This window comes from Cryobacterium sp. TMT2-18-2 (assembly GCF_004402245.1).
GTDB classification, from domain to species: domain Bacteria; phylum Actinomycetota; class Actinomycetes; order Actinomycetales; family Microbacteriaceae; genus Cryobacterium; species Cryobacterium sandaracinum.
Genome location: NZ_SOFU01000005.1, coordinates 149,030 through 174,284, shown reverse-complemented (window position 1 = coordinate 174,284; position 25,255 = coordinate 149,030). Strand labels below are relative to the sequence as shown.

Sequence of the window (25,255 nt, the reverse complement as noted above, 5' to 3'; positions counted from 1 at the left end):
ACCATTTCGTACACGCTCAACCCGGTCGCCCCCGAGGGCAACGACGGCTGGTACACAACGGACGCGGGCGTCATCGTCCACTTCACGTGTGAGGACGTGGGAGGGTCCGGAATCGCCACGTGCCCAGGCGACACAACCCTGCACGACGGCGCAAACCGGTCGGTGACGGGTACCGTGACCGACAAGGCCGGCAACACGACGACCGTGACGACGACCGGGATCAACATCGACTCCGTCGACCCGACCATCTCGTCCACCCTCGACCCGGCCGCTCCCAACGCCGCCGGCTGGTACGCGGCGGACGTCGTCGTCGACTTCACCTGCCGTGATGCGGGATCCGGCATCGCCACCTGTGCGGGCGACGTGACCCTGGTCGAGGGGGCGGGCCAGTCAGTGACGGGCGCCGCGACCGACCGGGCCGGCAACACCGCGACCGCGAGCGTGTCGGGGATCGACATCGACACGACCGCACCCACCGTTGCTCTCCTGGGCGGCCCCACCGGCAGTTACCAGTACGGAAGCAACCCGGCCGCGCCCAACTGTTACGCGACCGACGCCCTGTCCGGAATTGCCTCCTGCGTCGTGACCGGCGGCGGCACCACAGTCGGGGATCACTCGTACCTGGCGACCGCCACCGACACGGCCGGCAATACGAGCACGTCGAGGAGCGCGTACACGGTGCTGGCCTGGACCCTGAAGGGCTTCTACGCCCCAGTCGATATGGGAGCCAACGTCTGGAACACGGTGAAGGGCGGCAGCTCCGTCCCACTGAAGTTCGAGATCTTCTCCGGTGCCGAACTCACCAGCGTCTCGGCCGTCAAGAGCTTCACCGCCACGGCCGTGACCTGCCCCGGTTCGTCCGCGGTGACGGATGCGATCGAACTCACCACCACGGGCGGCACGAGCCTGCGGTATGACTCGACGTCGGGGCAGTTCATCCAGAACTGGCAGACCCCCAAGAAGCCGGGTACCTGCGCCGTGGTCACCATGACCGCCCAGGACGGTTCCACGATCAGTGCCAACTTCATGCTGAAGTAAGCACCGAGCGCAAGCGCAAGCGGAACACGGAAGGCCCCGAGCGGAACTCGGGGCCTTCCGTCCTGCGCCCCCAGACACGGGAATTGTGCCGGCCACCGCGGACCGCCAGGCACTACGACCGAGGTGAGCCCCGCTCGCCGCGTTCGTCACGGAGCAGCTCGAAGGCGCTCTCGCGGTCCGTGAGGGCGAGCTTGCGGAGCACAGCCGAGACGTGCACCCGCACCGTCGTCGGCGACACGAACAACCGGGCGGCTACCGCCTTGGTGGAGTTTCCCTCCGCGAGCAACTCCATCACCTCCCACTCCCGCGCGCTGAGCTTGCCCGCGGCCACGGAGCGGCGCAGGAAGCGGCGCCGCGCGGGCGCCCGGAACTCGCCGAGCACCCGCAGCACGAGCTCCGGCGCCATGGCCGCCTCGCCCGCCAGCACGGCCCGCAGGGCACCCGGCAGGGCGCCGGGATCGGTGTCCTTGAGCAAGTAGCCCGAGGCGCCCGCGCGCAGGGAATCGAAGAGGTCGTCGTCGTCCTTCGACATCGTGAGCATCACGATGGGCGTCTCCGGCAGGCTTCGGCCGATCTCCCGGGCTGCGTGGATCCCGTTCCCCGGCATGTTGATATCGAGCAGCACCACGTCGGGGCGGTGATCGAGGGCGAGCCGGATCGCATCCGCTGCGCTTGCCCCCTCGCCGCAGATCTCGCAACCACCGGCCTCGAGGGCCTGGCGGATCAGCGATCGTATCGGGGCATGGTCGTCGGCGATGACGACGCGGATGCCGGTGCCGTCTACCACTGGACCGTCACCACGCTTCCGCCCGCGGGTCGTGCCTCCACCTTGAACGTGCCCGGAAGCGCCCGCGCCCGAGCCTGCATGCTGACCAGGCCGTAACCGGTGGTGTCGGTGCCGGCCGGCACATCGAACCCCACCCCGTCGTCCGCAATCGCGAGGCGCCGACGGCCCCCGGCCTCGCTGAGCCGGATGTGCACCCCCATGGCTTTGCCGTGGTGCACCGCGTTGGACACCGCCTCCCGGGTGATGCGCATCAGCGCGTGCTGCTGCTCCGAATCGACGGTGATGGCCTCATCGAGGTCGACCCGCAGGTCGATTCCGTACCTCGCGGCCAGCTCCGTGGCCGCCCGGTGAACGGTGAAACTCAGCGGCTCATCGCTCGTGCGTCCGAGCGCCTGCACGGCCGCCCGCGCCTCGTCGAGTGCGCGATCACAGGCGTTGACGATACGGATACCGGATGCGACATCCACGGGAATGGCGTGGCTTTCCGCGCGGATATAGGCGAGCTCCTGGATCACTCCGTCGTGCAGCTCGCGGGCGAGCCGCCGCCGATCATCGAGCACCGCCGCGGTGACCTGCGCCCGCCAGTAGGTGCGGATTTCCCGCGCCGCGCCGACCAGCAGCAGCAGGTAGCAGCCGGTGCGGAGAAGATCCCCGGTGTAGAGCCAGTCCGTGTACAGGGATGGGAAGAGCACGTAGTTCAGGCGGGCGAACGCCCCGAGCGCACAGGCCGGGCCGAGCCAGCGGAGCAGTTCGTCGTCCCGTTTGGCCGACTGTGACGCAAAGGCCACCGAGGCGATGAAGAAACTCACGGCCGCCGCGCCCTGGGCGAGGAGCAGCACGGGATGGCCCGTCAGGAGCGCGTTCTCCGCGGACACCGGGGCGGAACCCGGGTCGAACGCCACGGGGAGCCGGTCCCGGCCGGTCCAGAGGGCGAGGTAGACCGCGGCCACCAGGGGGAGGGGGGCCAGCGCCAGCAGTCGGCGCCGGAGCATCCGTTTCGCCGGTCGCGTGTGCGCCAGGGCGGCGGCCAGGATCAGCAGGGCGCCCACGACTCGGATGGCCAGCGGAAGCCAGATGTCGAGCGTTCCCGCGCGGATTCCGCCGAGCACCTCGGTCAGGTAGGTCAGGCCCAGGCCCGCCGCGGCCAGCAGCACGAGACCCTGGAAGAGCAGCAGATCCTGCAGCCGCCCGTGCCGCAGGAACCGACCGAACACGAGGGACGCCACCAGCAACGCCACGCAGGCGTCGACCGAGTCGAGGACGAGGTGAGCCGAGGGATTGCGGAACCCGAAGACCACGGCGGGGCTCCACAGCAGGGCGCTGGTGACGGCCAGCCCGACGAGCCAGGCGGCGATGGTGAGTCGTGAGCGACCCGCCCACGCCCCGAGCGCGTGCATCCGCCGGTCAGGCTCTGCGCCGCGGGAGTCGGCCTGCGGATGCCCGGCCGGGGACAGCGGCGGGGCAGCGAAAACCGCGGGGAAGCGAAAACTTCGGGGTCCTGTGGTGCCCATGAGAATTGCCTTGGGAACGCGTTGCCGGAGCTGTCGGGTCAGCCGCTCGGGTGAGGCGAGCATAGCCGCGCCGCCTCCGGGCGGCCAGTCCCCGAGTGGGGGATAAGGCAGACGGATGCCCGAACGCGCACTGCGCGTCCGGGCATCCGTTCTGCTGCGGCGGTGCTAGTTTCCGGGGTGAATGTCCGCGTCGGCACCGGCACCGGCGTCAGCCTCGGCAGCCACGTGCGCCTGGACCCGCTCGGCGATCTTCTGGACCACGCTGCCGTAGTCGCCGCTGAGGGCGGATCCTTCGAGCTTCTGCGCGGCGGCCTCCTGCTCGGCGGCGGGCGCGTTCTTCAGCTCGGCCAGGTCGGCCTGCAGGTCGGCCGGCAGCTCGTCGAGGAGCGCGGGGTTGTCCGCCAGCTTGAGGGCCAGTTCCGTCACCGAGGATCCGGCGTCCGCGGTCGGGTCGGTGTCCGCGGTGCCCGGCGCGGTGCCGAGGTCACTGCCCAGGGCGGCCTCCACGGCGGCGGCCAACGGGTGCTCCGGGTTGTCCCGCACGGCCTCGGCGATCTTCGTGACCTCCTCGCCGTAGCCGCCGGCCAGCGCGGTGGTGCGCACGGTGGCGGCGGCGGCGGCCCGGTCGGTCGCCCCGGTAGCGTCCGTGAGCGCGGTCAGGTCAGCCTGCAGGTTCGCCGGCAGGGTGTCGAACAGCTCGGCGTGCTCGGAGAGGGTGGTGGCCACCTTCTGGGCCTTCACATTGCCGCTCTGCCCGTGGGAAAGGTCTGCGCGAAGTTCGGCCGAAAGCGACGCCAGGAATTCGCCGTGCGCCGTGGCGCCGGAGTCCCCGCTCGTGCCGGCACTCGCGCTGAAACTCGTTGTGGGCTCGGCGCTGAGAGGGGCGGCGGTGGCGCCCTGCGCGCCGACGCCGAGAAGGGCCCCGGCGGTCAGCACGGAGGCGGCGCCGAGGGCGACGCGCTTGGTGCGGGAGGTGTCGGCTGTCGGGGAGATCGTGTGCTTGTTCAAAGTGGATCCTTTCGATTGCGGCGGCCGGTCGGCGAAAAACCCGATCGATCGTTCGTAGTCATCGGAGGAGTTTAGGTACCGGGAGTGGGGGGCCGGTCCGTGCGGGCTGGGAATCGGGTTGGCTGCCCAGCCGTTCCGGTCGGGTGTGTCACCGGGCCCCGTCGCCGTCCGGTGCGCGCACATTCAGGCCAGGAATGCCGCCTGACCAGGAGTTGAGAGTGCCAGGTCACGGGTGTTCGCCCGGCCGGGCGACCGGACTCGGCGGAGCCCCGGGGCCTCGGGGCGATTACGCTCTGCGCGGAGAAACCGGCGGAGAAGCCAGCACGGAAACGCGAACCGTCGGGACCGCTCAGGGCGTCGGCAACAGCCCGTGCTTGCGGCAGGGCTGGCCGCCGACGAGGTTCAGGCACGAGTTGAACGCCGTGGGATAGCCCACGGCCTCCGACGCACCGAACCACTGGTTGTAGAACCGCCAGAAGTTCAGGTTGCCGTGCGTCGAGCATCCGTCGCCGTCGGTGCCCGGGCGTGCCAGCGCGGCGGAATTGGGCTGGTACGGCGTGTAGTTGTAGAGGTTCGCGGTGGCCTGGTTCTCGATGGTGATGGAGGACGCCCCGCAACTCGCATCCGGATTGAAACCCACGCGCACGGTTCCGATCTTGTAGGCGCGCTCGGGCTCCTGGGTGTATTGCCGGAACTGCCAGGCGGCACGGTAAACCTGGTTGAATAAGCCGAAGTACGCCGTGTCGCAGTCGGCCGTGTCGGGGCAGCCGTAGCCGGTGGCGCGCAGATAACCGGATGCGCTCGGCCGGGTGAGCAGGGACTGCTCCTTCTGCAGCAGCACGAGCAGCACCTTCGGGCTGATGGAGCAGGCCGCGGATACCTTCGCGATGATGCGGGCGGCCGACTCGTTGCGGCCCCCGGGGTATGTGGTGCAGTGCCCCTCGCCGTGGGCCGGCTGGGAGATCGTGTTCTCCTCGTAGTCGGCCAGGCACGGAGAGCCGTCGCGGGGGATGCAGGAGCGCTCCCTCAGGAACGACTGGATCTCGCCCTCGTTCAGAGAGTCGGCGTTGTAGAAGTTGTAGTCGCTGATGATCGCACCGGGGGCGAATCCGGTAGGCGCGGCGGCTTCGTCGGCGGTGTGCACCGACGCGGCCAGCGCCAGGCCACCGCCCAGCACGGCCAGAGTGACGACCATCGCCAGTGCGGTCAGTCGTCGACGCGGCGTGCCCGGGTACGTCATAGGGGAGACCTTACCGGGGCACTGCGGGAAGGGGCTGGGAGTCGACGGCCGACACGCAGCAGCGCGCGCGTCGCGACCCGGGCCCCCGGAGTAGTTTGGGGTCATGCCTGACACACAGCCAGAACAGACTCCCGTTTCCAGCGACAGCATCGTCGTCGGACACGACGGATCGGGTCACGCCGATCACGCCGTGACCGTGGCGCTCGACCTCGCCGAGCAGCTGCACGCCCCGGTCGTGCTGGTGCGCGCGTGGTCCATCGACACGGCGCCGCGCCCGGCCAACTGGGAATTCGGCTATGTCTCGTCGATCGAGGAGTATGCCGACGCGGTGCGCGTTGAGCTCGGCGAGGCCGTGATGGCCGAGGTGGCCAAGCATCCCGACGTGAAGGTCACCTACCGGGCCATCTACGCCAGTCCGTTGAAGTCCCTGATCGACGTGTCCCGAGGCGCACGGATGCTCGTGGTCGGCTCCCGAGGTCGCGGCGGCCTTAGCGGCATGCTGCTGGGTTCCGTGAGCGAGCAGTGCGTGCGGCACGCCAAGTGCCCGGTCCTGGTCGTGCGCCCGAACACCTGAGCCGACCGCTGGCGGCGGTCGGCTCCAGTCAGCTCTGGTCGGCGTCGATCCGGTTGCCGACCGCGAACCAGGCGACCGCCCCGAAGACCGGCGCGCAGACGACGGCCAGCACCCAGCTCGCCCGCGCTGCCTGCCGAAGGTGGATGGCCCGGCTGATCTGTATCAGGGCGGCGGCGATCAGCGCCGCGCTGCCCAGAACGGCGAGACCGCCGAGTCCGAGTGCTGCCATCTGCACCATGCTTGCACTGTCGATCATTGCGACCTCCCCTGTTGAACCCCCTGAGACGCTATTTTTCCCCTGTCACAGCGTCTCGTCCCTAAACCATACCAAACGGTATCTTCTGTGGGGCCAATTGAGGCGGAGTGGGGCCGATTGAGGCAGAGACGATACAACGGATGCGTGGGGCCGTGTGCGACCCGGTTCGGGCAGTCGCTACGCTGGAAGCCGGAATAACCGAGGAGTGGAATGGCGCAGCAACAACGGGCGATCGGAACGCGGGCCGCGATCATCCGAGGTGCGGCGGTCGCCTTCCGGGAGCACGGGTACGGCAGTACGACCCTGGCCGGACTGGAAGTCGCCGCCGGGGTGAGCAAGGGCGCACTCTATTTTCATTTCGCGTCCAAGGAGGCGCTCGCGCTCGCCGTGATCGAGGCGCAGCACGAGGCCTCGATCGGCTTGGGTCAGAGGCTGCTGGACGGCACGATGCCCGGGTTGCAAGCCCTCATCCTGATGACCTTTGAGCTGGCGGCGCAGGTGCGGGACGAGCCGGTGGTGAGTGCCGGCATCCGTCTCACCATGGAGGCCTCCAATTTCTCGGTGCCGGTGGTCGGTCCGTTCCATGACTGGATCGATGTCTGCGGGAAGGTGCTGCGACGCGCGATCAATGAAGGCGACGTTTCGGCCGATCTGAACGTAGAGGCCGCCGCGCACTTCATCAGCCCCGCCTTCACGGGCGTGCAGACCGTCTCCCAGGTGCTCACCGGGCGGGCGGACCTCTTCCAGCGCGTGGAGGAGATGTGGGCGCTGCTCCTGCCGGGCCTGCTGCCGGCCGGGCTTACGGACGAGCGGCGGGCGAAGCTGACCGCACTGCCGGCCCAGGTGCGGGCGAACTGCGCCGCGGGCCCGGGCGCCGCGGGCGGGGTAGCGGATCGGGCCTAGGACCCAGCCGAAGCGGTCGACCCTCCGGCGGACGCGCGCGCCCGCCGGGAGCGCCACCACGCCCAGACCGTAGTCAGGATGCGCTTGAGGGCCACCGAGATGCGGTGCGCGGTGGGGAATTCCGTGCCCAGGATCGCGATGCCGAGGAAGACGACGAGCCAGCCGGGCCCCGGCAGGGGCACCAGGATGAGCCCGATGACGGCCACCGTGGAGCCGAGTACGCCGACCACAGTGCGGTAGAGCCAACGCAGCCGAGGGTGCTGATCCACCCAGGCGCGGCTCCGGCGCAGGAAGCGCCGGATCGGGTGGGCGGAGCTGCGTCCTTCGTCGATTTCGCGCTGGAGGATGACGGTCATTCGTTCAGGTTAAGCGGGGTCGCTGGGAACCTGCTGCGCGGGCATCCGTCGCCGCTGTCGCCGCCTCTGACCGGAGCGTGACTCCGGCCCCGGGGGTACTGTGTGCGGCATCTGGATCAACATTCGGTATCACGGAGGAGACGAATCATGGCTGCACTTGCAAAACGCGAGCGTTTCGAAATGCCGGAGCCGGTGCGGCGCTTTTTCGAGGGCGACTGGGACGCTCCGGCCCTGCGGGTGGAGGAATTCCGCGACGGCGGCAACTTGGTTGTGAGGGCGGAATTGCCCGGAATCGACCCGGAAAAGGATGTCGATGTGTCGGTCAGCGACGGCGTGCTGCACATCCAGGCCGAGCGGCAGGAAAAGACCGAGCACAAGGACAAGGACGGCTACCGGACCGAGTTCCGGTACGGCTCGTTCACGCGCGACATCGCGCTGCCCCGCGGAATCAAGGAAGAGGATGTGACGGCGTCCTACCGGGACGGCGTGCTCGAGGTGCGCGTGCCGGTGCCCGAGGGTGCCGAGGAACCGAAGAAGGTGCCGATCGCGCGAAGCTGAGCCGGCCCCGAATGGGGGACGCAATGTGCCAATTCTCTTGACTCACGTCGCCTTAACCGGTTTAGTTGGCTGTACCAAACCGGTTCAGTCTGAACCAGGAGAGAAGAAATGACGTACAACGCTGTTCGCTCACAGTCCCCCCGCCCGCGATCTCTGAAAGCCGTGGCCCTCACCGCCGCGGTCTCGCTGCTCCTACTCGGAGCCGGCACCGCCGCGGCCGCCGCGGCACCGCCATCCGGCGCATCCGCCGCATCCGGTGCACCGGCCGGAGCCGTCGCCACCCGGCCCGCCCCCGCGGCGTCCGCGCCGCTGACCAACCTGTCCCACCTCACATTCCTGCTCGACACCGTGCCGCTGACCGCGGTCGACGGGCACACCACCTACGAAATCGACCAGCAGCCCACCGCGCAGGCGCCGTGGACCTACGCCGACAAGAAGGCGGACGGCAGTTACGGCCGGGTCGGCGGCGGGTCGCTCGACCCCGCGACCGGGCATTGGAGCCAGGGCGCCTACAACGCCGACGACATCGCCCGCACCGCGGTCGTCTACCTGCGCCACTGGCAGCAGACCGGTGATGAGACCAGCCGCGAGCACGCCGTGCAGACGCTGCGCTCCCTCACCTACCTGCAGACCGCGACCGGCCCGAACGCGGGGAACGTGGTGCTCTGGCAGCAGGCCGACGGCACCCTGACCCCCAGCGCCACCCCGGTGGAACTGCCCGACCCGAGCGACTCGGCCGAGTCCTATTGGGTGGCCCGCACCATGTGGGCCCTCGGCGAGGGCTACGCCGCGTTCCAGGCTGCCGACCCCGACTTCGCCGCGTTCCTGCAGGACCGCCTGCACCTCTCGCTCGACTCCCTCGAGCGTCAGTCGCTCGCAAAATACGGCACCTTCGACGTGGCCGACGGCGTGAATGTGCCGGCCTGGCTCATCGCGGGCGGGGCGGATGCCTCCGCCGAGGCCGCGCTCGGCCTCGCCGCCTACGTCACGGCCGTCCCGGACGACGACACCGCCCGCACCGCGCTGACCCGGCTCACCGAGGGTGTCGCCGCGATGTCCTCCGGCTCCGCCACCGAGTGGCCTTTCGGCGCGATCATGCCGTGGAACAAGTCGCAGACCCTCTGGCACGCTTGGGGCGGACTGGCCCCGGCCGCCGTCGCCACCGCGTCCACGGTGCTCGGACGCTCCGACCTGCTCGGCGCCGCCGTCAAGGACGCCGCCCAGTTCACCCCGCAGCTGCTGGCCGCCGGCGGACCGGACAACGCCTGGAGCCCCACCCCGGGTGAGGCGCAGATCGCCTACGGCGTCGACTCCCGCGTGCAGGGGCTCGTCGCCACCGCCGCGGCCGCGAACGCCCCGGGGCTGCTCGACCTCGCCGCCGTGACCGCCGCCTGGTTCTTCGGCGCCAACCCGAACGGCGCCCCGGCCTATAACCCGGCAACCGGTACGGCCATCGACGGCATCGAAACCGACGGCCGGATCAACCCCAACTCCGGCGCGGAATCCACCATCCACGCCCTGATGACCATGCTGACCCTGGACGCGAATCCGTCGCTGAAGGTCAAGGCCCTCGGCATCGACGCGACCGTCTCCACCGTGGGGCTGAGCGTCGTCGAGGCCGAGTCCGGCACCATCACGGGCGGCGGGTCCGTGGTCACGCCGCCGTCGTCCTGGACCGGCGAGGCCAACCTCTCCGGCGGCGCCTACGTGGCGCTGGGTACGGGCGACTCGCTGAGCATCCCGGTTCCCGCCACCGACCAGGCTCGCAACGTGTTCCCGATCGTGAACCAGGGCGAGGCCGACTCCGGGTCGACGGCCTGGTCGTCCGCGACGTCGACGCTGGGCAGCACGAGCAACGGCGGCGCGGGCGCGCAGGGCATCACGGATGCCCCGGGACGCCTGTTCCCGCTCACGCTCCAGCAGGCCCTGCCCGGGGCGGACACCGCGGTCGTCGGCATGGCCGATGGGGCGGCATCCGTAGACGCGCTGCTGATCCAACCGCTGATCTCGACGATCACGGTGACCGGTTCGGCGGGGGAGTCCACGGTGTACGTCAGCGCGGCGACCGAGTCGAGCGTGCGCACGGTGGTCGTGCCGCGCGGCTACCGGCTGGCGCAGCAGGCGTTCGATGCGACCGGCACGCCCGTCGCATCCGTTGACAAGAAGGCTCCGAAGACGGGGGCCGTGACGGTCGTCGCCGGCGGGTTCACGGTGGCGAAGCTGGTGCGCAAGTAGGGCCGGCGCCCTCGGGCCTGCCCGCGCGCGCCCACGTGCGATGGCGGTGGCGGTGGGGTGGCAGGGGCAGTGGCTAGGGGAGCGGCAGCGGCTGCGGGTCGACTCCGAGGGTCGTGAGCATGGCCTCGACCTGGTGCCGGATCTGGTCCCGGATGCGACGCACCTCCGGGGTCGGCTGACCGGCCGGGTCGGCCAGTTCCCAGTCCTGGTAGAGCTTGCCCGGATAGACCGGGCAGGCGTCGCCGCAGCCCATGGTGACGACGACGTCGGCGGCCTGCACGACGTCATCCGTCAGCGGTTTCGGGAACTCCTCGTCCAGGTTGAGGCCGAGTTCGGTCATCACCGCCATCACCGTGGGGTTCAGTCCCCTGGCCGGAGCCGAACCGGCCGAACGCACGTGCACCCGACCGCCAGACAGGGCCTGGGTCAGCACCGCCGCCATCTGGGACCGCCCCGCGTTCTGCTCGCAGACGAACAGGACCTCGGGGACGTCCTTGGCGATCGCGCCCTTTGCCTGGGCCAGAGCGGTCAGGCGGTCGGTGGCGTAGCGCCCCGTGTTGGTCACGAGGAACGCCGTGACCGTCGAGGTGCGCAGGAGCGACGTGTACGACTCGAGCACGTACCGTTCGATCGTCTCGGCGCCGAACACGCCCGAGAACCGGTCGGTGAGGTGCGCGGCCAGCCGTCGCAACGACTCCTCGGGGAAGGCCAGTCCGGGCAGTGACCGGCGCACGCTCAGATCGCTCATGGCGGGTCGGACCTAGACCTGGGCGGGGAGGATCTCGGCGAGCAGGGCCTGGATGCGGGCCTTGATCTCGTCGCGGATCGGACGCACGGACTCGATGCCCTGGCCGGCCGGGTCGGCGAGTTCCCAGTCCTCGTAGCGCTTGCCGGGGAAGATCGGGCAGGTGTCGCCGCAGCCCATGGTGATGACGACGTCCGACTCCTGGACGGCCTCGGTGGTGAGGATCTTGGGCACGTTGTTCGCGATGTCGATGCCCTCCTCCGCCATGGCCTCGATCGCGATCGGGTTGATCTGGTCCTTCGGCGCGGAGCCGGCAGAGAGCACCTCGACACGGCCCTCGGACAGGGCGGTCATGTAGCCGGCGGCCATCTGAGAGCGGCCCGCGTTGTGCACACAGACGAAGAGAACGGTGGGCTTTGCGGTCATGATCGGTGGTTCCTTCTTGATTTTCGGGGGTGGACGGCGGGGCGGTATGCAGAGATCAGACCGGGTCGGGAAGCGGGTCGGCGTCGGCGTCGGCGGCGGCGTCGGCGTCGGCGTCGGCGGTGTTGTCGGTGTCGGTTACGGCGGTGTCGGCTGCGACGGATGCCGGTGCCCCGGCGCCCGGGAAAAGCCGCGGTCGCAGCCACAGCGCCACATAGACAAGAGCGACGAGCGCCGGCACCTCGATCAGGGGGCCCACGATGCCTGCCAGGGCCTGGCCGCTGGTGGCGCCGAAGGTGCCGATGGCCACCGCGATCGCCAGCTCGAAGTTGTTGCCGGCTGCGGTGAACGCCAGGGTCGTGGTGCGCTCGTAGGAGAGCCCGGTGAGCTTGCCGGTGGCGAATCCGGCGGCGAACATCACTGCGAAGTAGACCAGCAGCGGCAGGGCGATCAGGGCCACGTCGAACGGGCGGTCGATCACCTGGCGGCCCTGCAGGGCGAAGAGCAGCACGATCGTGAACAGCAGCCCGTAGAGGGCGAACGGGCTGATTTTCGGCAGGAAGCGGCTCTCGTACCAGTCGCGGCCGCGGGTGGCCTCGCCGACCCGGCGGGACAGGTAGCCGGCCAGCAGGGGAATGCCGAGGAAGACGAGCACGCTGACGGTGATCGCCCAGATCGAGAACTCCGCGCTCGTGGTGGACAGGCCGAGCCAGGCGGGGAGCACCTGGAGGTAGAACCAGCCCAGCGCGGCGAACGCGATGACCTGGAAGACGGAGTTGAGGGCCACCAGGAAGGCGGCGGCCTCGCGGTCGCCGCAGGCCAGATCGTTCCAGATCAGCACCATGGCGATGCAGCGGGCAAGGCCCACGATGATCAGGCCGGTGCGGTACTCGGGCAGGTCCGGCAGGAAGATCCAGGCAAGGGCGAACATCAGGGCGGGCCCCAGCAGCCAGTTCAGCACCAGCGAAGAGACCAGGAGGCGGCGGTCGCGGGCGACTGCGCGGGCATCCGTGTAGCGAACCTTGGCCAGCACCGGGTACATCATCACGAGCAGCCCGATCGCGATGGGCACGCTGACCGAGCCGATCGTGAATGCAGCGAGCAGGTCGCCGACGCCGGGTGCGACGACCGCCAGTAGCAGGCCCAGGGCCATTGCCGCGAGGATCCAGACCGGCAGGAGACGATCGACGGCCCCGAGGCGCGCCGGGGCGATGGTGTTGTGCGCGCCAGCCGGCTGCACGGTGGGCGGGGCGGTGGGCCGGGCGGTGGTCGATTCGGGGAAGGGCATGTGGCTCCGTGAGCAGGTAAGACGAAAATCGGCGGGTGGGTCATAAAATCAGGGATGTCGATAGGGAGTCTTCCCCAATGCATCGATGGATGTCAATTTATGGGAGATACTGTTCAGATGTCGTTCACCGAGACCCGTGCCGTGCCTGAGGCGTCGACCGCTGCGGTCGCCGGGGATTTCGTGACGAATGCCGCGGGTGTTTCGGATGTCGCAGATGGCGCGACGGATGCCGCCGCCGCGGCCGCTGCTGCCTGCTGCGCGCCTGCCGCGCGCGAGGCGATCGGCGCCGATGAAGCGGAGCGGCTCGCCCGGCTGCTGAAGGCCGTGGCCGACCCGGCCCGGTTGCGTCTGGTCTCGCTGGTGGCCGCGCACGACGATATGGAGGCCTGCGTCTGCGACCTGACCGAACCCCTCGGGCTCAGTCAGCCCACCGTGTCACACCACCTCAAAGTGCTGGTGGACGCCGGTATCCTGACCCGCGACAAGCGTGGCACCTGGGCGTACTACCGGCTCGTGCCGGGAGCGCTTGGGACGCTGGCGGATCGGGTGCTCGGGCTCTGAATTCGCGGCTCCGAGTTTGCTGTGCTGAGTTTGCGGTGCTGCACGTGCGGGCTAGGCTGTAAGGCTGAGCTTTTGGGCGATCGCGCGTGGCGTCGATCCTGGGCAGCCGGCCGGAACATCCGTCACCGATCTGCGCAATCCCATTGCTTTTTCAGGATATCGAGATATCCTCACTACTTGTGCGCGAAGCCCCACGTCGTGCGGCGCACCTGGACACTTCCTCTGAGGGAGCGTCGTTCCCCGTGGGATTTGATCTGCGCCGTGAGCGCATTCTCCGTCTGAGTGAGGTTCCGGCTCCCCCTCACCCGAACCGCGTAACCGCGCCGACGAGAGCTTTCACCATGCCCAATTTTCCTCTGTTCCCTGACTGCCGCGTTTCGGCGGAAGGTGCCTATGCAGACGCCTAGGCTCAGCAGGTTGCCCAGAACCACCAGATTCACCCTGATCCCGCGTCAGGCCGCCGCCGGCGGCTTCGCGATGCTTTTCGCCGGACTGCTCACGGTGATCCTCGGCATTCCCGCGCAGGCCTCGGAACTCGACGTCTACAGCTGGCGGCCGCCGGCCGCCGTGGAAGCATCGGTGCGGGCCTCCGCGGTTGCCTCAGCGGACGCCTCAGCGAATGCCGCCGCGCCCGATCCCACCGCGCGTGCTGCCGCCGCCTCTGATGCCTCCGCCGCCGAAGCGACGCTACAGAGCCTGATGCCGAGTGCGGCGGCCACCGCCACCGTGCAGCGCGACGGTTTCACGGTCACCGACGCGCCGAAGCCCGAGCCCGTGCCTGCCGCCCCTGCTGCGGTTCCGACCGCCGCCGATGCGGCCGCTCCGGCCGCCGCTAATGCGGCCGTGCAGTGGCCCTTCCCGGGCTCGGTTCGCCTCTCCGGTCCCTATGGTCCGCGCGATGCCCCCTGCGGGGGCTGCTCGACGTTCCACAAGGGGCTCGATATGCTTCCCGGCGAGGGTGCACCTGCTCTGGCGGTTGCGGACGGCGTCGTGCGTGAGGTCTCCGCCACGGACAACGGCGGCTTCGGCGTCTACGCGATCGTTGACCACACCATCGACGGACAGCTCGTAAGCAGTGTCTATGCGCACTTCCAGGCCGGCTCGCTGCAGGTCTCCGCGGGAGAGTCCGTGGGCGTGGGCACGCACCTGGGCAACGTGGGCAGCACCGGCCAGAGCACCGGCCCGCACCTGCATTTCGAGATCCTGATCGACGGGATCACCCCGACGGATCCGTACGCCTGGTTGTCGCAGCGCGCCGGCCCGATGTAGTCGCGAGGGTCGCGCAAGTTCCTCAGGGTGCGCGGTCTGCGCGGTCTGCGCGGGGGTCGCTGCGTGCCGGCGGGAGCCTGTGCGCGGGTGGGCGCCGGTGGAAGGCCCGGCTCAGGCCGGCAAGTGCCCGGCTCAGGCCGCCTCTCCGGTTCAGTTTTGCGGATGCCGCGCTCGGCGTCGCGCCCCTCGCGACATTGTGCTGCGTGGCCCGCGGCATCAACCCTGAACGAATTCGACGGAGATTTTGCCGATTCACCCCCGAAATCGTCGAAACCGGCCTTCGGGCAGCAAAATCTCCGTCGAATTGGTTCCCACCCGGGATCCTGGATGCCGAAGTGGGCGGCGGCGGCGGCGGTTGCGGTGGTGGTGGGGGCTGCCGTGGGTTGTGGGCTCGTGCGGCAGCGGCTCAGGCCGGCGTTGCCGGGAGGTCGAAGTAGAGATGGGCGTGAGCGCGGCATCCGTCATTGAAGGCGGCGCCGCATGCAGGGCACGCGGTGGTTGCCCGGTAGTCGGCGATCGAGAGTGTGCCGCGGCAGACTCCGCAGAGGATGGCCTGCTCGGCCCAGAGAGCGGCCGGCCAGAGCCGGGCGGCATGGGTTTCACCGGCGGCGTGGCACTGGTAGCACGGGTAGAAGCGCCCGCAGCAGAAAAACCTGATCGCCACGATGTCGAGGTCGGAACGGTAGTGCACGCAGCGGGTCTGAGCGTCGACGGTCTGTCCGTGGATCTGCATGGTGGTCCTTCGTGCGAGAGGCGATCGCGACCGCACGTGGGGGTGGGGCGGTGTCGGGGGTGAGGACGCGGCGTCGGGAATGGGGTTCGGGGCGCCTCGCGGTGCCCCGAACCCCAGCCGCTACTCGGCGGTGGCCTGCGCTGTGACGAAGGCCTCGAAGGCGGCCGGGTCGTCGAGGGCGCCGGGGTAGGAGACGCCGTTGACGAGCACGGTGGGCGTGCCCTTGACCTGCTCGATGTCGGCGTTGGGGAGCGGGCCGTCGAGGGCGCGCTGAGTGGCGGTGCCGACCCAGTCGGCGAAGGTGTTCTCCGTGATGCAGGTGGCGACCTTCTCGTCGGTGACGCCCGCACTCGTGGCCAGGCTGACCAGGTCTTCGTTGGTCAGGCCCTCGGTGTTCTCCGCCGGCTGGTTTGCGAACAGGGCCGCGTTCAGGGCGAGCACGTTCTCTGGCTCATAGTTGGCGACGCACGCGACGGTGGCGGCGGCCCGGGTCGGGTACTTGCTACCGGCCGAAACCGGATCGAGGATCGAGATCGGGTGCAGCTCGAGCGTGGCGGTGCCCGCGGCGACCCAGCCGGCGATCTGCTCGCCGTTCGTGGTTTCGAACTGGCCGCAGAAGGGGCAGAGGTAGTCCGCGTAGACCACGATGTTGGCGGTGTCGCCGAGGGCTGTCGGGTCGGTGGCGATGGGGTCCTCGTCGGCGGCAACGGAGACGGTCTCGACCGGGACGATGTTGGTGCCGTCGCCGCCGAGCAGCATGCCGTCGCTGGCCATGTTGAGCGGGCCCGGCGCCGCAGGTCCCTGGCTGCCGACCACGACGAGGGCCACGACCACAGCAGCCGCGATCAGGCCGGCGCCGATGCCGCCGCGCAGAAGCCAGCGGTTGCGCTTCTCCTTTTTCTGCTGCTCCTCGCGGAGCTGGCGGGCGCTTTCACGCGCCATCTCGCGGCGATCCTTCTTGGGGGGGACAGGCTTGCCGTAGACATTACTCATGAACTAATGCACCGTTTCGTTGCGACTGGCAGGTAGTTCCAAGGTTAGAGGGTCCGTCTCCGGAGGAGGTGCAGCGGGGCTGTGAGGGGGCTGTGAGCGCGGAGCCCCAGCTTCGGGCGCCGTGGGCGGAGCCGGCTCAGGCCTGGGCGCGGTGGACTTCGTACTGGGCCCGGATGAGCGGGCGGCAGTCCGGTTCCGGCGCGGCGGCGAGGGATATCGGCCAAACCGGGCGGCTGCCGGTCAGCGCCCACGCGGCCTGGACGGCGGCGCCGTCGGCAACGTACTCGCCCGGGGTCGGAACCACGACCGGGCAGTCGAAGACCTGCGCCGCGATGGCCGCGACGACCGGGCTCTGCGCGGCGCCGCCGATCAGCAGCACCCGGTCGGCCACCACCCCCTGCGCCCGTACGGCGTCGAGGCCGTCGGCGAGGCCGCAGAGCATCCCCTCGATGGCTGCGCGTGCGAGGTTGGGCCGGGTGCTCGAGGTGAGGGTGAGTCCGAAGAGGCTGGCCGTCGCGTCCGGCAGGTTGGGCGTGCGTTCGCCTTCGAAGTAGGGCTGGAGGACGAGCCCTTGGGCGCCGGGTTCCGCGCTGAGCGCGAGGCTCCCGAGCTCGTCGTGCTCAACCCCGAGGAGCAGCCGCACCGCGTCGAGCACCCGGGCGGCGTTGAGCGTGGCCACGAGAGGCAGGGACAGTCCGCTGGCGTCGGCGAAGCCGGCGACGGTGCCCGTGGCATCCGCCGTCGGCTGATTGGTGACGGCGAAGACCGTGCCGCTGGTGCCGATGGAGACGATGACGTCCCCGTCGCCCGCGCCGAGTCCCAGTGCGGCGCCGGCGTTGTCGCCCGCGCCGACGCCGATCACGATTCCCGCTGGGAACGAATCCGACAGAGGGGCCGTGGTGCCGGCGGTGTCGCCGGGGCCGAGTACGCGGGGGAGGATGGCGCGGTGCCCGAGGGCGCGTTCGAAGAGGTCGAGGTCGTAGGTGCCCGTGGTGGGTGACCAGTAGCCGGTCCCGCTCGCGTCGGAACGGTCGGTGGTCAGCTCGTCCAGTTCCGGCCCGAGGGGGCTCGCGTCGGCCGGGCCGTAGCCGCGCAGCCGCCAGGTGAGCCAGTCGTGGGGGAGGGCGACCGCGGCGACGCGGGCGGCGTTGAGAGGTTCGGCGTCGCGGAGCCAGCGCAGCTTCGTGGCGGTGAACGAGGCCACCGGCACGAGGCCCGTGCGCCGGGCGTACTCTTCGGCGCCGATCTCGGCGATCAGGTCGGACGCGGCACCGGCGCTGCGGGTGTCGTTCCAGAGCAGTGCCGGGCGGATCACGCGGCCTTCGGCGTCGAGCGCGACCATGCCGTGCTGCTGGGCGGCGACGGAGACCGCGGCGACATCCGCGAGCCCGCCGGCGTCGGCGAGGGCGGCGTGCAGCGCCTCCCACCAGCGCTCGGGGTCGACCTCGGTACCGTTCGGATGCGACGCACGACCGCTGCGCACCAGGGCGCCGGTGTCGGCATCCCTGATCACGATCTTGCAGCTCTGGGTCGAGGAATCTATTCCGGCAACCAGTGTCATGGCTTCATTCTCCGCTCGGGGGTCGTGCGTCGTGGGGCGTGGGGCGTGGGCGTGGAGATTGGGCGTGGAGATTGGGCGTGAGGAGGGGGTGCAACGAGGGGGTGCGAGGAGTGGGCAACTCAGGAGAAACGGATGCCGCGGGCCTGGGTACCGCGGGCCCGGCCGCCGCATCCGGAGGATCTCCCGCGTCAGCTACAGGAACGGACTCCTGAGTGAGCCATGGGGCCAGCCGGAGCCCGGCACAGGGCCGGCCACCGTGGCCGGCCCTGTGCATCGGGATCCCGGTTAGCGGGCGCCGAGCAGGTGCTCCAGCGCCAGCTGCTGCAGCCGTACGAAGCCGAAGCCCTTGCCGCCGAAGTAGGCATCCGTGTCGAAGTCCTCGTAGGAGGCGCGGTCGGCGAGCAGGTCGTCGTAGCTTTCGCCGGCTGCCAGGGTGGGCGCGGAGAGCTCCGGCACGCGTGCCGCTTCGAGCATCTGCTGCACCTCGGGGTCGGCGCGGAAGGCCTGGGTGCGCTCCTTGAGCAGCAGGTAGGTGCGCATGTTCGCGGCGGCCGAGTCCCACACGCCGGTGATGTCCTCGGTGCGGCTGGGCTTGTAGTCGAAGTGGCGGGGGCCTTCGTAGGACGGGCCGCCGTTCAGGCCGCCGTTCTCGAGCAGGTCGACGAGCGCGAACGCGTTGTGCAGGTCGCCGTGGCCGAAGACCAGGTCCTGGTCGTACTTGATGCCGCGCTGGCCGTTCAGGTCGATGTGGAACAGCTTGCCCTGGTACAGCGCCTGGGCGATGCCGGCGGCGAAGTTGAGCCCGGCCATCTGCTCGTGGCCGACCTCGGGGTTCACGCCGACCAGCTCGGGCCGGTCGAGAGTAGTGATGAACGCCATCGCGTGACCGACCGTGGGCAGCAGGATGTCGCCACGCGGTTCGTTCGGCTTCGGCTCGATCGCGAAACGGATGTCGTAGCCCTTATCGGTGACGTAGTCGCCGAGCAGGTTGACGGCCTCGCGGTAGCGATTCAGGGCCGCACGGATGTCCTTGGCCGAGTCGTACTCGGCGCCCTCGCGGCCGCCCCACATTACGAACGTCTTCGCGCCGAGCTCGGCGGCGAGGTCGATGTTGCGCAACACCTTGCGCAGCGCGAAGCGGCGCACGCTGCGGTCGTTCGAGGTGAAGCCGCCGTCCTTGAAGACCGGGGCGCTGAACAGGTTGGTGGTGATCATCGGGATGATCAGGCCGGTGTCGGCGCAGACCTGCTTGACCCGGTCGATCTGGGACTGGCGCTCGGCATCCGTGGAGCCGAAGGCGAACAGGTCGTCATCGTGGAAGGTCAGGCCGTATGCGCCGAGACGGGCGAGGTTCTCGACCGCGTCGACGACGTCGAGTGGCGGCCGGGTGGGGCCGCCGAACGGGTCGCTGCCGTTGTAGCCGACGGTCCAGAGCCCGAAGGAGAACTTGTCGTCGCGGGTGGGGGTCAGGCTCACATCACTCAATGTCATTTCACTACTTCCGATTCAGCTGCGTCGATGATTTGTTGATTACCCAAACATATATCAATCGTGACCAGAACGGGACGGTTTGCCGGAAATGATCCGAATTTGCCTCCGGCGGGAACTATTAGCCTGTGTTGCGGCGCTCGATCCGGGCACAAGGGTATGGCGTGGATAGTGAATCCACCTTGATTGCGCAGAAATAGCGGAATCTCGGGACAAAAATTGGCAATTGGCTCTCCAATTGGATATGTTTTGGTCACGAACAAAGTCGTCCGCGACTGAGTGGAGGCTCACCCGCAGAGTGGTCCGAACAGCTTGGCCCTGCACCGGATTTCACACCTGACCGTGTGAGTCCACATCGCATCACGCTTTACAACGAGGTAACCGTCCGTCCCCGTTTCGCGTTACGCAAAATGGTCGGTCGGAGTGCACCTCGTTGCAGCAGGAGTCGGAATCTCCGCCCCTGCGCCTGGCAGCATTCAGAGAGGAAAGCACCAATGTCCCTGACCAAGAGGATCATCGCCGTAGCGGCGACTGGAGCCGTGGCCTTGTCGCTCGCGGCATGTTCCGGCACGGGCGCACCGGCCGGCGACGGCGTGGAGGCCATTGCCGACTGCAACGTCGGCATTTCCATGCCGACCCGCGCCCTTGAGCGCTGGATCAACGATGGTGAGCAGCTCAAGACGCTGCTCGAAAAGGCCGGCTGCACCGCCGACCTGCAGTACGCCGACAACAAGACCGACCAGCAGATCAGCCAGATCCAGAACCAGATTGCCGGCGGGGCCAACATCCTCGTCGTCGCTGCCATCGACGGCCTCCTGCTGGGCCCGGCGCTGGAAGAGGCCAAGACGCAGGACGCCACGGTCATCGCCTACGACCGCCTGATCGTCGGCACCGAGAACGTCGATTACTACGCGACCTTCGACAACTACGAGGTCGGTACCCTGCAGGGGGAGTACATCGTCGACCAGCTCGGCCTGGCCGACGGCGCCGGCCCGTTCAACCTCGAGCCCTTCGCCGGCAGCCCCGACGACAACAACGCGAAATTCTTCTTCTCCGGCGCCTGGGACGTTCTGCTGCCCTACGTCGAGAACGGTCAGCTCGTCGTTCCCAGCGGTCGCTCGCCCGAGTCCAACGCGGACTGGGCCTCGATCGGCATCCAAGGCTGGGCTTCCACCCTCTCCCAGGCCGAGATGGACAACCGCCTGTCGTCCTTCTACTCCGGATCCGAGAAGGTCGACGTTGTGCTCTCGCCCAATGACAGCCTCGCCATCGGCATCCTGGCGTCCCTGAAGTCGGCGGGCTACGCACCCGGTGAGGACTACCCGATCATCAGCGGGCAGGACGCCGACAAGGCCAACATCAAGGCGATTCTCAAAGACGAGCAGTCCATGAGCGTGTGGAAGGACACCCGCACGCTCGGCGAGCAGGTCTACAACATGGTTCTGCAGATCGCCGCGGACGAAGAAGTGACCGTCAACGACACCGAGACCTACGACAACGGCAAGAAGATCGTGCCGTCGTTCCTGCTCGACCCCGAGGTCGTCGTCAAGGAGGACATCCAGGTCAAGCTGATCGACTCCGGCTTCATCAAGGCATCCGACGTGGGACTGTAACCGGTCCCACACCCCGGTCGGCCCCGCGCGAGCGGGGCCGACCACCTCGGCCCTCACCGGGGCCGGCAGATCTACACACGCGCTATCGATCAGGAGGCTGCCCTTGGAGCACACGACCATCCTCAGGATGCACAACATTGTGAAGGATTTCAGCGGAGTGAAGGCACTCGACGGGGTGTCCATCGACGTCGTTCGCGGGGAGGTGCACGCGATCTGCGGCGAGAACGGCGCCGGCAAGTCCACGCTCATGAAGGTGCTCAGCGGTGTGTATCCCGCCGGCAGTTTCGAGGGCACCATCGAGTTCGAGAACAAGCCGGTCTCCTACAAGACGATCAATGACAGCGAAGCCGACGGCATCGTCATCATCCACCAGGAACTGGCCCTCAGCCCCTACCTGTCGATCGCCGAGAACATCTTCCTCGGAAACGAGAATTCCAACCGCGGCATCATCGACTGGAACAAGACCAACCGCGAAGCGTCCCTGCTGCTCAGCCGGGTCGGCCTCGCTGAAAGCCCGGCCACCCGGGTGCTCGAACTCGGCGTCGGCAAGCAGCAGCTCGTGGAGATCGCCAAGGCGCTCTCCAAACAGGTGAAACTGCTCATCCTCGATGAGCCGACCGCCGCCCTCAACGATGAGGACTCGGCGCACCTGCTCGGCCTGATCGAACACCTGCGCGGGCAGGGCATCACCTGCATCATCATCAGCCACAAGCTCAAAGAGATCAAACGGATCGCCGACAAGGTCACCGTCATCCGGGACGGCAAGACCATCGAAACCATCTCGATGGACGGACCGGACGCCACCGAGGCGCGCATCATCCGTTCGATGGTCGGCCGGGAACTCAACAACCTGTTTCCGCCGCGTGAACCCAAGATCGGCGCCGAACTGCTGCGCGTCGAAGACTGGACCGTGTACCACCCGGTCGACACCGCGCGCAAGGTCGTCGACGGGGCGTCCTTCAGCGTGCGCGCCGGCGAGATCGTCGGGTTCGCCGGGCTGATGGGCGCCGGCCGAACCGAACTGGCCATGAGCATCTTCGGCCGCTCGTACGGTACCAAGATCACCGGCAGCGTCTTCAAGAACGGCGACGAGATTCAGATGCGCACCGTCGACGAGGCAATCCGCCACGGCTTCGCCTACGCCACCGAAGACCGGAAGCTCTACGGCCTCAACCTCATCGGTGACATCACGGTGAACGTTTCGGCGGCGGCCCTCGGCAAACTCGCCAAGTGGGGTGTCATCGACCGGCACCGCGAATACAAGGTCGCCAACTCCTATCGCGAGAAGATGAACATCAAGGCGCCGAGCGTCACATCGATCACCGGCAAGCTCTCCGGCGGCAACCAGCAGAAGGTCGTGCTCTCGAAGTGGATCTTCGCCGGCCCCGACATTCTCATTCTCGACGAACCGACCCGCGGCATCGACGTGGGCGCCAAGTATGAGATCTACGGAATCATCAACGAGCTCGCCGCCCAGGGCAAAGCCGTTGTGGTGATCTCCTCGGAGCTGCCCGAACTCATCGGGCTCTCCGACCGGATCTACGTCATCTCCGAGGGCAAGCTCACCGGTGAAGTCACCGCGGCGGAAGCCTCCCAGGAAACACTCATGCACTACATGACCGCGGGAAAGGACTGACCCCGATGAGCACCACCACCCCTATGAAGCGCACAAAACCCAAGTTTGCGGTCAGCCTCAGACAGTATGGAATCCTCGCCGCACTCGTGATCATCATCATGCTGTTTCAGATTCTCACCGACGGTCGCCTGCTTCTGCCCGGCAACGTCAACAACCTGATCCAGCAGAACGCCTATGTTCTGATCCTCGCCATCGGCATGGTGATCGTCATCATCGCGGGCCACATCGACCTCTCGGCCGGGTCCGTGGTGGCCATGGTCGGTGCCGTCGCCGCGATCAGTATGAATTCCTGGGGCTTCTCCTGGTGGGCCGCCGTCATTCTCGCCCTGGTGGTCGGCGCCGTCGTCGGCGCGTGGCAGGGCTACTGGGTGGCCTTCGTCGGCATCCCGGCGTTCATCGTCACCCTGGCCGGCATGCTGATCTTCCGCGGGCTCACCCTGGTGCTGCTCACCGGCGGCACCATTGGCGGCCTGCCGTCCGAGTTCACCGCCATCGGTGCGGGCTGGCTGCCCGCCTGGCTTGGCGAGGTCGGCGGCCGGGACGTGCTCACCATCGCCCTCGGTGTGCTCACCGCGCTCGCCCTGATCGTGCAGCAGCTGCGTACCCGCGCCACCCTGCGCAAGCTCGACCTGCCCCGCGAGCCGATCGCCACCCTGTGGATCAAGAGCGGCATCGCCGGCGTGGCCATCATCGCCTTCGCCTGGTTGCTCTCCGGCTACAGCGGCACACCGCTCATCCTGATCGTGCTAGCCGCCCTCATTCTCGGCTACACCTTTCTGCTCAACCAGACCGTGTTCGGCCGCCACGTGTACGCGATGGGTGGCAACCTGTTCGCCGCCAAGATGAGCGGCGTCAAGACCCGCTGGGTCAACTTCTTCATCTTCGTCAACATGGGAGTGCTCGCCGGCCTGGCCGGCGTGGTCTCCACGGCTCGGGCCGGGGGCGCCGTCGCCTCGGCCGGCCAGAACTACGAGCTCGATGCCATCGCGGCCGTCTTCATCGGTGGCGCGGCCGTGACGGGTGGCGTCGGCACGGTCATCGGCGCCGTCATCGGCGCGTTGGTGATGGGCGTGCTCAACATGGGCCTGTCCATCCTCACGGTCGACGCGGCCTGGCAGATGACCATCAAGGGCGTCGTGCTCCTGCTCGCGGTCGCGTTCGACATCTTCAACAAGAGCCGCGGCGGCCGCTAGCTTCGCCCCGCGCTTGCAGGGCCCTGTCAGGTGTCTTCCAACCGTAGAGGTGGTGTGTCGTGACCCGGCTGACCACGACCACCCTCTCCGCACGGGGTGGTTCGAGCAACGACCAGTTGCGCCGGTTCAATCTGTCGATGATTCTCACGATGATTCATCATTCGAGCGGATGCTCTCGGGCTGAACTGACCAGACGCACCGGCCTGAATCGGTCCACCATTTCGGCGCTCGTGGCCGAACTGGTCGAGCTCGGAATGGCGTTCGAGGGCGAGCCCGAAGATGTGCCCGGCCGGGTGGGGCGCCCGAGCCTGCAGGTGTTTCCGAGCCCGAAGATCGCCGCGATCGCCGTGAGCCCCGATGTCGATGCGATCACGGTGGGGCTGGTGGGGCTCGGCGGCGAGGTGATTCGCCGCATCCGCTTCGACACGGCCCGTATTCCCACCGTGTCCGAAACCGTGAACGCGGTCAAGGCCATCGTCGACGGTATGCGCGGCGAGATCGAGCAGAACTATCGCATCGCCGGGGTCGGCGTGGCCGTTCCCGGCCTGGTCGACACGGTCGACGGCCGCGTGCTGATCGCGCCGCACCTCGGCTGGCGGGACTGCGCCCTCACCAGCACCCTCGCCAGGGTGCTGCACTTCCCGGTGTACGCCGGCAACGACGCAAGCCTGGCCGCCATCGCCGAGAGTCTGTTCGGAGCGGCCCGTGGCGCGAAGGACCTCGTCTACCTCAACGGCAGTGCGAGCGGCATCGGGGGCGGCCTCATCATCGGCGGCAGCCCGTTGCGCGGTACGAGTGGCTACGCGGGTGAGCTTGGACACACACTGGTCAACTCGAACGGGGTGCGATGCCACTGCGGCCGCATCGGATGCCTGGAGACCGAGGTGAGCATGTCGCGCCTGCTCCGGGTGCTGGGCCTGCCGCGCGCGGATCTGGACGACCTCGACGTCGCCCTCGGCGTCTCGCGCGACCCTCAGGTGCTCCGGGAGGTAATGAGGCAGATCGACTTTCTCTCGGTGGCGATCTCAGACTTCGTGAACATGTTCGACCCGAAGATGGTGGTGCTCGGCGGCTTTCTCGGTTCGCTGCTGTCGGTGGGCCGAGAGCGCCTGGCCGAGGCGGTGAGCGTGAGCTCAATCGGAAGCCTCGGGCACGCCGTGCTACTCGAACGGGCGCAGCTGCGCTCCCGGCTGATGATTGTCGGGGCGGCCGAGCTGGCCTTCGCCGGGCTGCTCGACGACCCTGCCGGGTTTGTGCGCGGACGCATCGGTGTCTGACGCGTGACC

Annotated in this window: 24 protein-coding genes; 11 read left to right on the top strand and 13 right to left on the bottom strand. The window is 68.5% G+C overall.

Features of this window, described 5'->3' with window-relative positions:
* The coding region (locus E3O22_RS15755; RefSeq protein ID WP_194086015.1) for a PxKF domain-containing protein at positions 1-1,038 on the top strand (1,038 nt) is incomplete at its 5' end.
* 112 nt (positions 1,039-1,150) lie between these two features.
* Here the strand turns inward: E3O22_RS15755 and E3O22_RS01375 are convergent.
* The 4 genes from E3O22_RS01375 to E3O22_RS01360 form a co-directional block, all read right to left on the bottom strand.
* Positions 1,151-1,825, bottom strand: a complete 675-nt coding sequence (locus E3O22_RS01375; RefSeq protein WP_134394889.1) for a response regulator transcription factor — start codon at positions 1,823-1,825, stop codon at positions 1,151-1,153.
* On the bottom strand, positions 1,819-3,336 hold the full coding sequence (locus E3O22_RS01370; RefSeq protein ID WP_166784522.1) for an ATP-binding protein: 1,518 nt from the start codon (positions 3,334-3,336) through the stop codon (positions 1,819-1,821). The genes E3O22_RS01375 and E3O22_RS01370 overlap by 7 nt, the downstream gene beginning before the upstream one ends.
* Positions 3,337-3,501: 165 nt before the next feature.
* Complete coding sequence (locus E3O22_RS01365; RefSeq protein WP_134394891.1) at positions 3,502-4,344, bottom strand: hypothetical protein; 843 nt, start codon at positions 4,342-4,344, stop codon at positions 3,502-3,504.
* 349 nt (positions 4,345-4,693) lie between these two features.
* Positions 4,694-5,584 carry a hypothetical protein gene (locus E3O22_RS01360; RefSeq protein WP_134394892.1) on the bottom strand — a complete coding sequence of 297 codons (891 nt, stop codon included), beginning with the start codon at positions 5,582-5,584 and terminating at the stop codon, positions 4,694-4,696.
* Between the two features lie 103 nt (positions 5,585-5,687).
* Here E3O22_RS01360 and E3O22_RS01355 point away from each other — a divergent pair, with 103 nt between their 5' ends.
* On the top strand, positions 5,688-6,158 hold the full coding sequence (locus E3O22_RS01355; protein WP_134394893.1) for a universal stress protein: 471 nt from the start codon (positions 5,688-5,690) through the stop codon (positions 6,156-6,158).
* 28 nt (positions 6,159-6,186) lie between these two features.
* Here the strand turns inward: E3O22_RS01355 and E3O22_RS01350 are convergent, their stop codons facing one another.
* Positions 6,187-6,414 (bottom strand): PLDc N-terminal domain-containing protein, encoded by a 228-nt coding sequence (locus E3O22_RS01350; RefSeq protein WP_134394894.1) that lies wholly within the window; start codon positions 6,412-6,414, stop codon positions 6,187-6,189.
* Between the two features lie 210 nt (positions 6,415-6,624).
* Here E3O22_RS01350 and E3O22_RS01345 point away from each other — a divergent pair, with 210 nt between their 5' ends.
* Positions 6,625-7,317 (top strand): ScbR family autoregulator-binding transcription factor, encoded by a 693-nt coding sequence (locus E3O22_RS01345; protein WP_134394895.1) that lies wholly within the window; start codon positions 6,625-6,627, stop codon positions 7,315-7,317.
* Here the strand turns inward: E3O22_RS01345 and E3O22_RS01340 are convergent.
* The gene (locus tag E3O22_RS01340; protein WP_134394896.1) at positions 7,314-7,673 is read right to left on the bottom strand and encodes a TIGR02611 family protein; all 360 of its coding nucleotides are present in this window, start codon (positions 7,671-7,673) and stop codon (positions 7,314-7,316) included. The two genes, E3O22_RS01345 and E3O22_RS01340, sit on opposite strands and share 4 nt — an antisense overlap.
* Before the next feature lie 147 nt (positions 7,674-7,820).
* On the opposite strand from E3O22_RS01340, the gene E3O22_RS01335 reads away from it, so the two are divergent.
* Positions 7,821-8,231: an Hsp20/alpha crystallin family protein gene (locus tag E3O22_RS01335; protein ID WP_134394897.1), complete on the top strand. Its 411-nt coding sequence runs from the start codon at positions 7,821-7,823 to the stop codon at positions 8,229-8,231.
* Positions 8,232-8,339: 108 nt separating this feature from the next.
* Positions 8,340-10,466: a hypothetical protein gene (locus E3O22_RS01330; RefSeq protein ID WP_134394898.1), complete on the top strand. Its 2,127-nt coding sequence runs from the start codon at positions 8,340-8,342 to the stop codon at positions 10,464-10,466.
* Between the two features lie 73 nt (positions 10,467-10,539).
* Here the strand turns inward: E3O22_RS01330 and E3O22_RS01325 are convergent, their stop codons facing one another.
* The 3 genes from E3O22_RS01325 to arsB are packed head-to-tail and all read right to left on the bottom strand — an operon-like array spanning position 10,540 to position 12,922.
* Entirely contained in the window at positions 10,540-11,214 is a 675-nt protein-coding gene (locus E3O22_RS01325; protein WP_134394899.1) for a three-helix bundle dimerization domain-containing protein, read from the bottom strand.
* A gap of 12 nt (positions 11,215-11,226) precedes the next feature.
* Positions 11,227-11,637: an arsenate reductase ArsC gene (locus E3O22_RS01320; RefSeq protein ID WP_134394900.1), complete on the bottom strand. Its 411-nt coding sequence runs from the start codon at positions 11,635-11,637 to the stop codon at positions 11,227-11,229.
* A 55-nt stretch (positions 11,638-11,692) separates the two neighbouring features.
* Complete coding sequence (gene arsB, locus E3O22_RS01315; protein WP_134394901.1) at positions 11,693-12,922, bottom strand: ACR3 family arsenite efflux transporter; 1,230 nt, start codon at positions 12,920-12,922, stop codon at positions 11,693-11,695.
* Positions 12,923-13,102: 180 nt separating this feature from the next.
* On the opposite strand from arsB, the gene E3O22_RS01310 reads away from it, so the two are divergent.
* Both E3O22_RS01310 and E3O22_RS01305 read left to right on the top strand, forming a co-directional pair.
* Positions 13,103-13,483: a metalloregulator ArsR/SmtB family transcription factor gene (locus tag E3O22_RS01310; protein ID WP_241976467.1), complete on the top strand. Its 381-nt coding sequence runs from the start codon at positions 13,103-13,105 to the stop codon at positions 13,481-13,483.
* Between the two features lie 417 nt (positions 13,484-13,900).
* Positions 13,901-14,752 carry a M23 family metallopeptidase gene (locus E3O22_RS01305; protein WP_198410548.1) on the top strand — a complete coding sequence of 284 codons (852 nt, stop codon included), beginning with the start codon at positions 13,901-13,903 and terminating at the stop codon, positions 14,750-14,752.
* A gap of 406 nt (positions 14,753-15,158) precedes the next feature.
* Here the strand turns inward: E3O22_RS01305 and E3O22_RS01300 are convergent, their stop codons facing one another.
* The 4 genes from E3O22_RS01300 to xylA all read right to left on the bottom strand — a co-directional run bounded on the left by E3O22_RS01300 (position 15,159) and on the right by xylA (position 19,530).
* Entirely contained in the window at positions 15,159-15,485 is a 327-nt protein-coding gene (locus tag E3O22_RS01300) for a CHY zinc finger protein (protein ID WP_134394902.1), read from the bottom strand.
* Positions 15,486-15,605: 120 nt separating this feature from the next.
* Entirely contained in the window at positions 15,606-16,427 is an 822-nt protein-coding gene (locus tag E3O22_RS01295) for a thioredoxin domain-containing protein (RefSeq protein WP_166784521.1), read from the bottom strand.
* Between the two features lie 187 nt (positions 16,428-16,614).
* On the bottom strand, positions 16,615-18,039 hold the full coding sequence (gene xylB, locus E3O22_RS01290) for a xylulokinase (RefSeq protein WP_134394904.1): 1,425 nt from the start codon (positions 18,037-18,039) through the stop codon (positions 16,615-16,617).
* 285 nt (positions 18,040-18,324) lie between these two features.
* Positions 18,325-19,530 (bottom strand): xylose isomerase, encoded by a 1,206-nt coding sequence (xylA, locus tag E3O22_RS01285; RefSeq protein ID WP_104169416.1) that lies wholly within the window; start codon positions 19,528-19,530, stop codon positions 18,325-18,327.
* A 491-nt stretch (positions 19,531-20,021) separates the two neighbouring features.
* Between xylA and E3O22_RS01275 the strand changes: the two genes are divergently transcribed.
* The 4 genes from E3O22_RS01275 to E3O22_RS01260 all read left to right on the top strand — a co-directional run bounded on the left by E3O22_RS01275 (position 20,022) and on the right by E3O22_RS01260 (position 25,246).
* Positions 20,022-21,140 carry a sugar-binding protein gene (locus E3O22_RS01275; protein WP_134394906.1) on the top strand — a complete coding sequence of 373 codons (1,119 nt, stop codon included), beginning with the start codon at positions 20,022-20,024 and terminating at the stop codon, positions 21,138-21,140.
* Positions 21,141-21,267: 127 nt separating this feature from the next.
* Positions 21,268-22,776 carry a multiple monosaccharide ABC transporter ATP-binding protein gene (mmsA, locus tag E3O22_RS01270; protein ID WP_104169414.1) on the top strand — a complete coding sequence of 503 codons (1,509 nt, stop codon included), beginning with the start codon at positions 21,268-21,270 and terminating at the stop codon, positions 22,774-22,776.
* Positions 22,777-22,781: 5 nt separating this feature from the next.
* Positions 22,782-23,969 carry a multiple monosaccharide ABC transporter permease gene (gene mmsB / locus E3O22_RS01265; RefSeq protein ID WP_134394907.1) on the top strand — a complete coding sequence of 396 codons (1,188 nt, stop codon included), beginning with the start codon at positions 22,782-22,784 and terminating at the stop codon, positions 23,967-23,969.
* Positions 23,970-24,028: 59 nt separating this feature from the next.
* Complete coding sequence (locus E3O22_RS01260; RefSeq protein ID WP_241976465.1) at positions 24,029-25,246, top strand: ROK family transcriptional regulator; 1,218 nt, start codon at positions 24,029-24,031, stop codon at positions 25,244-25,246.
* Positions 25,247-25,255: the final 9 nt, after the last annotated feature.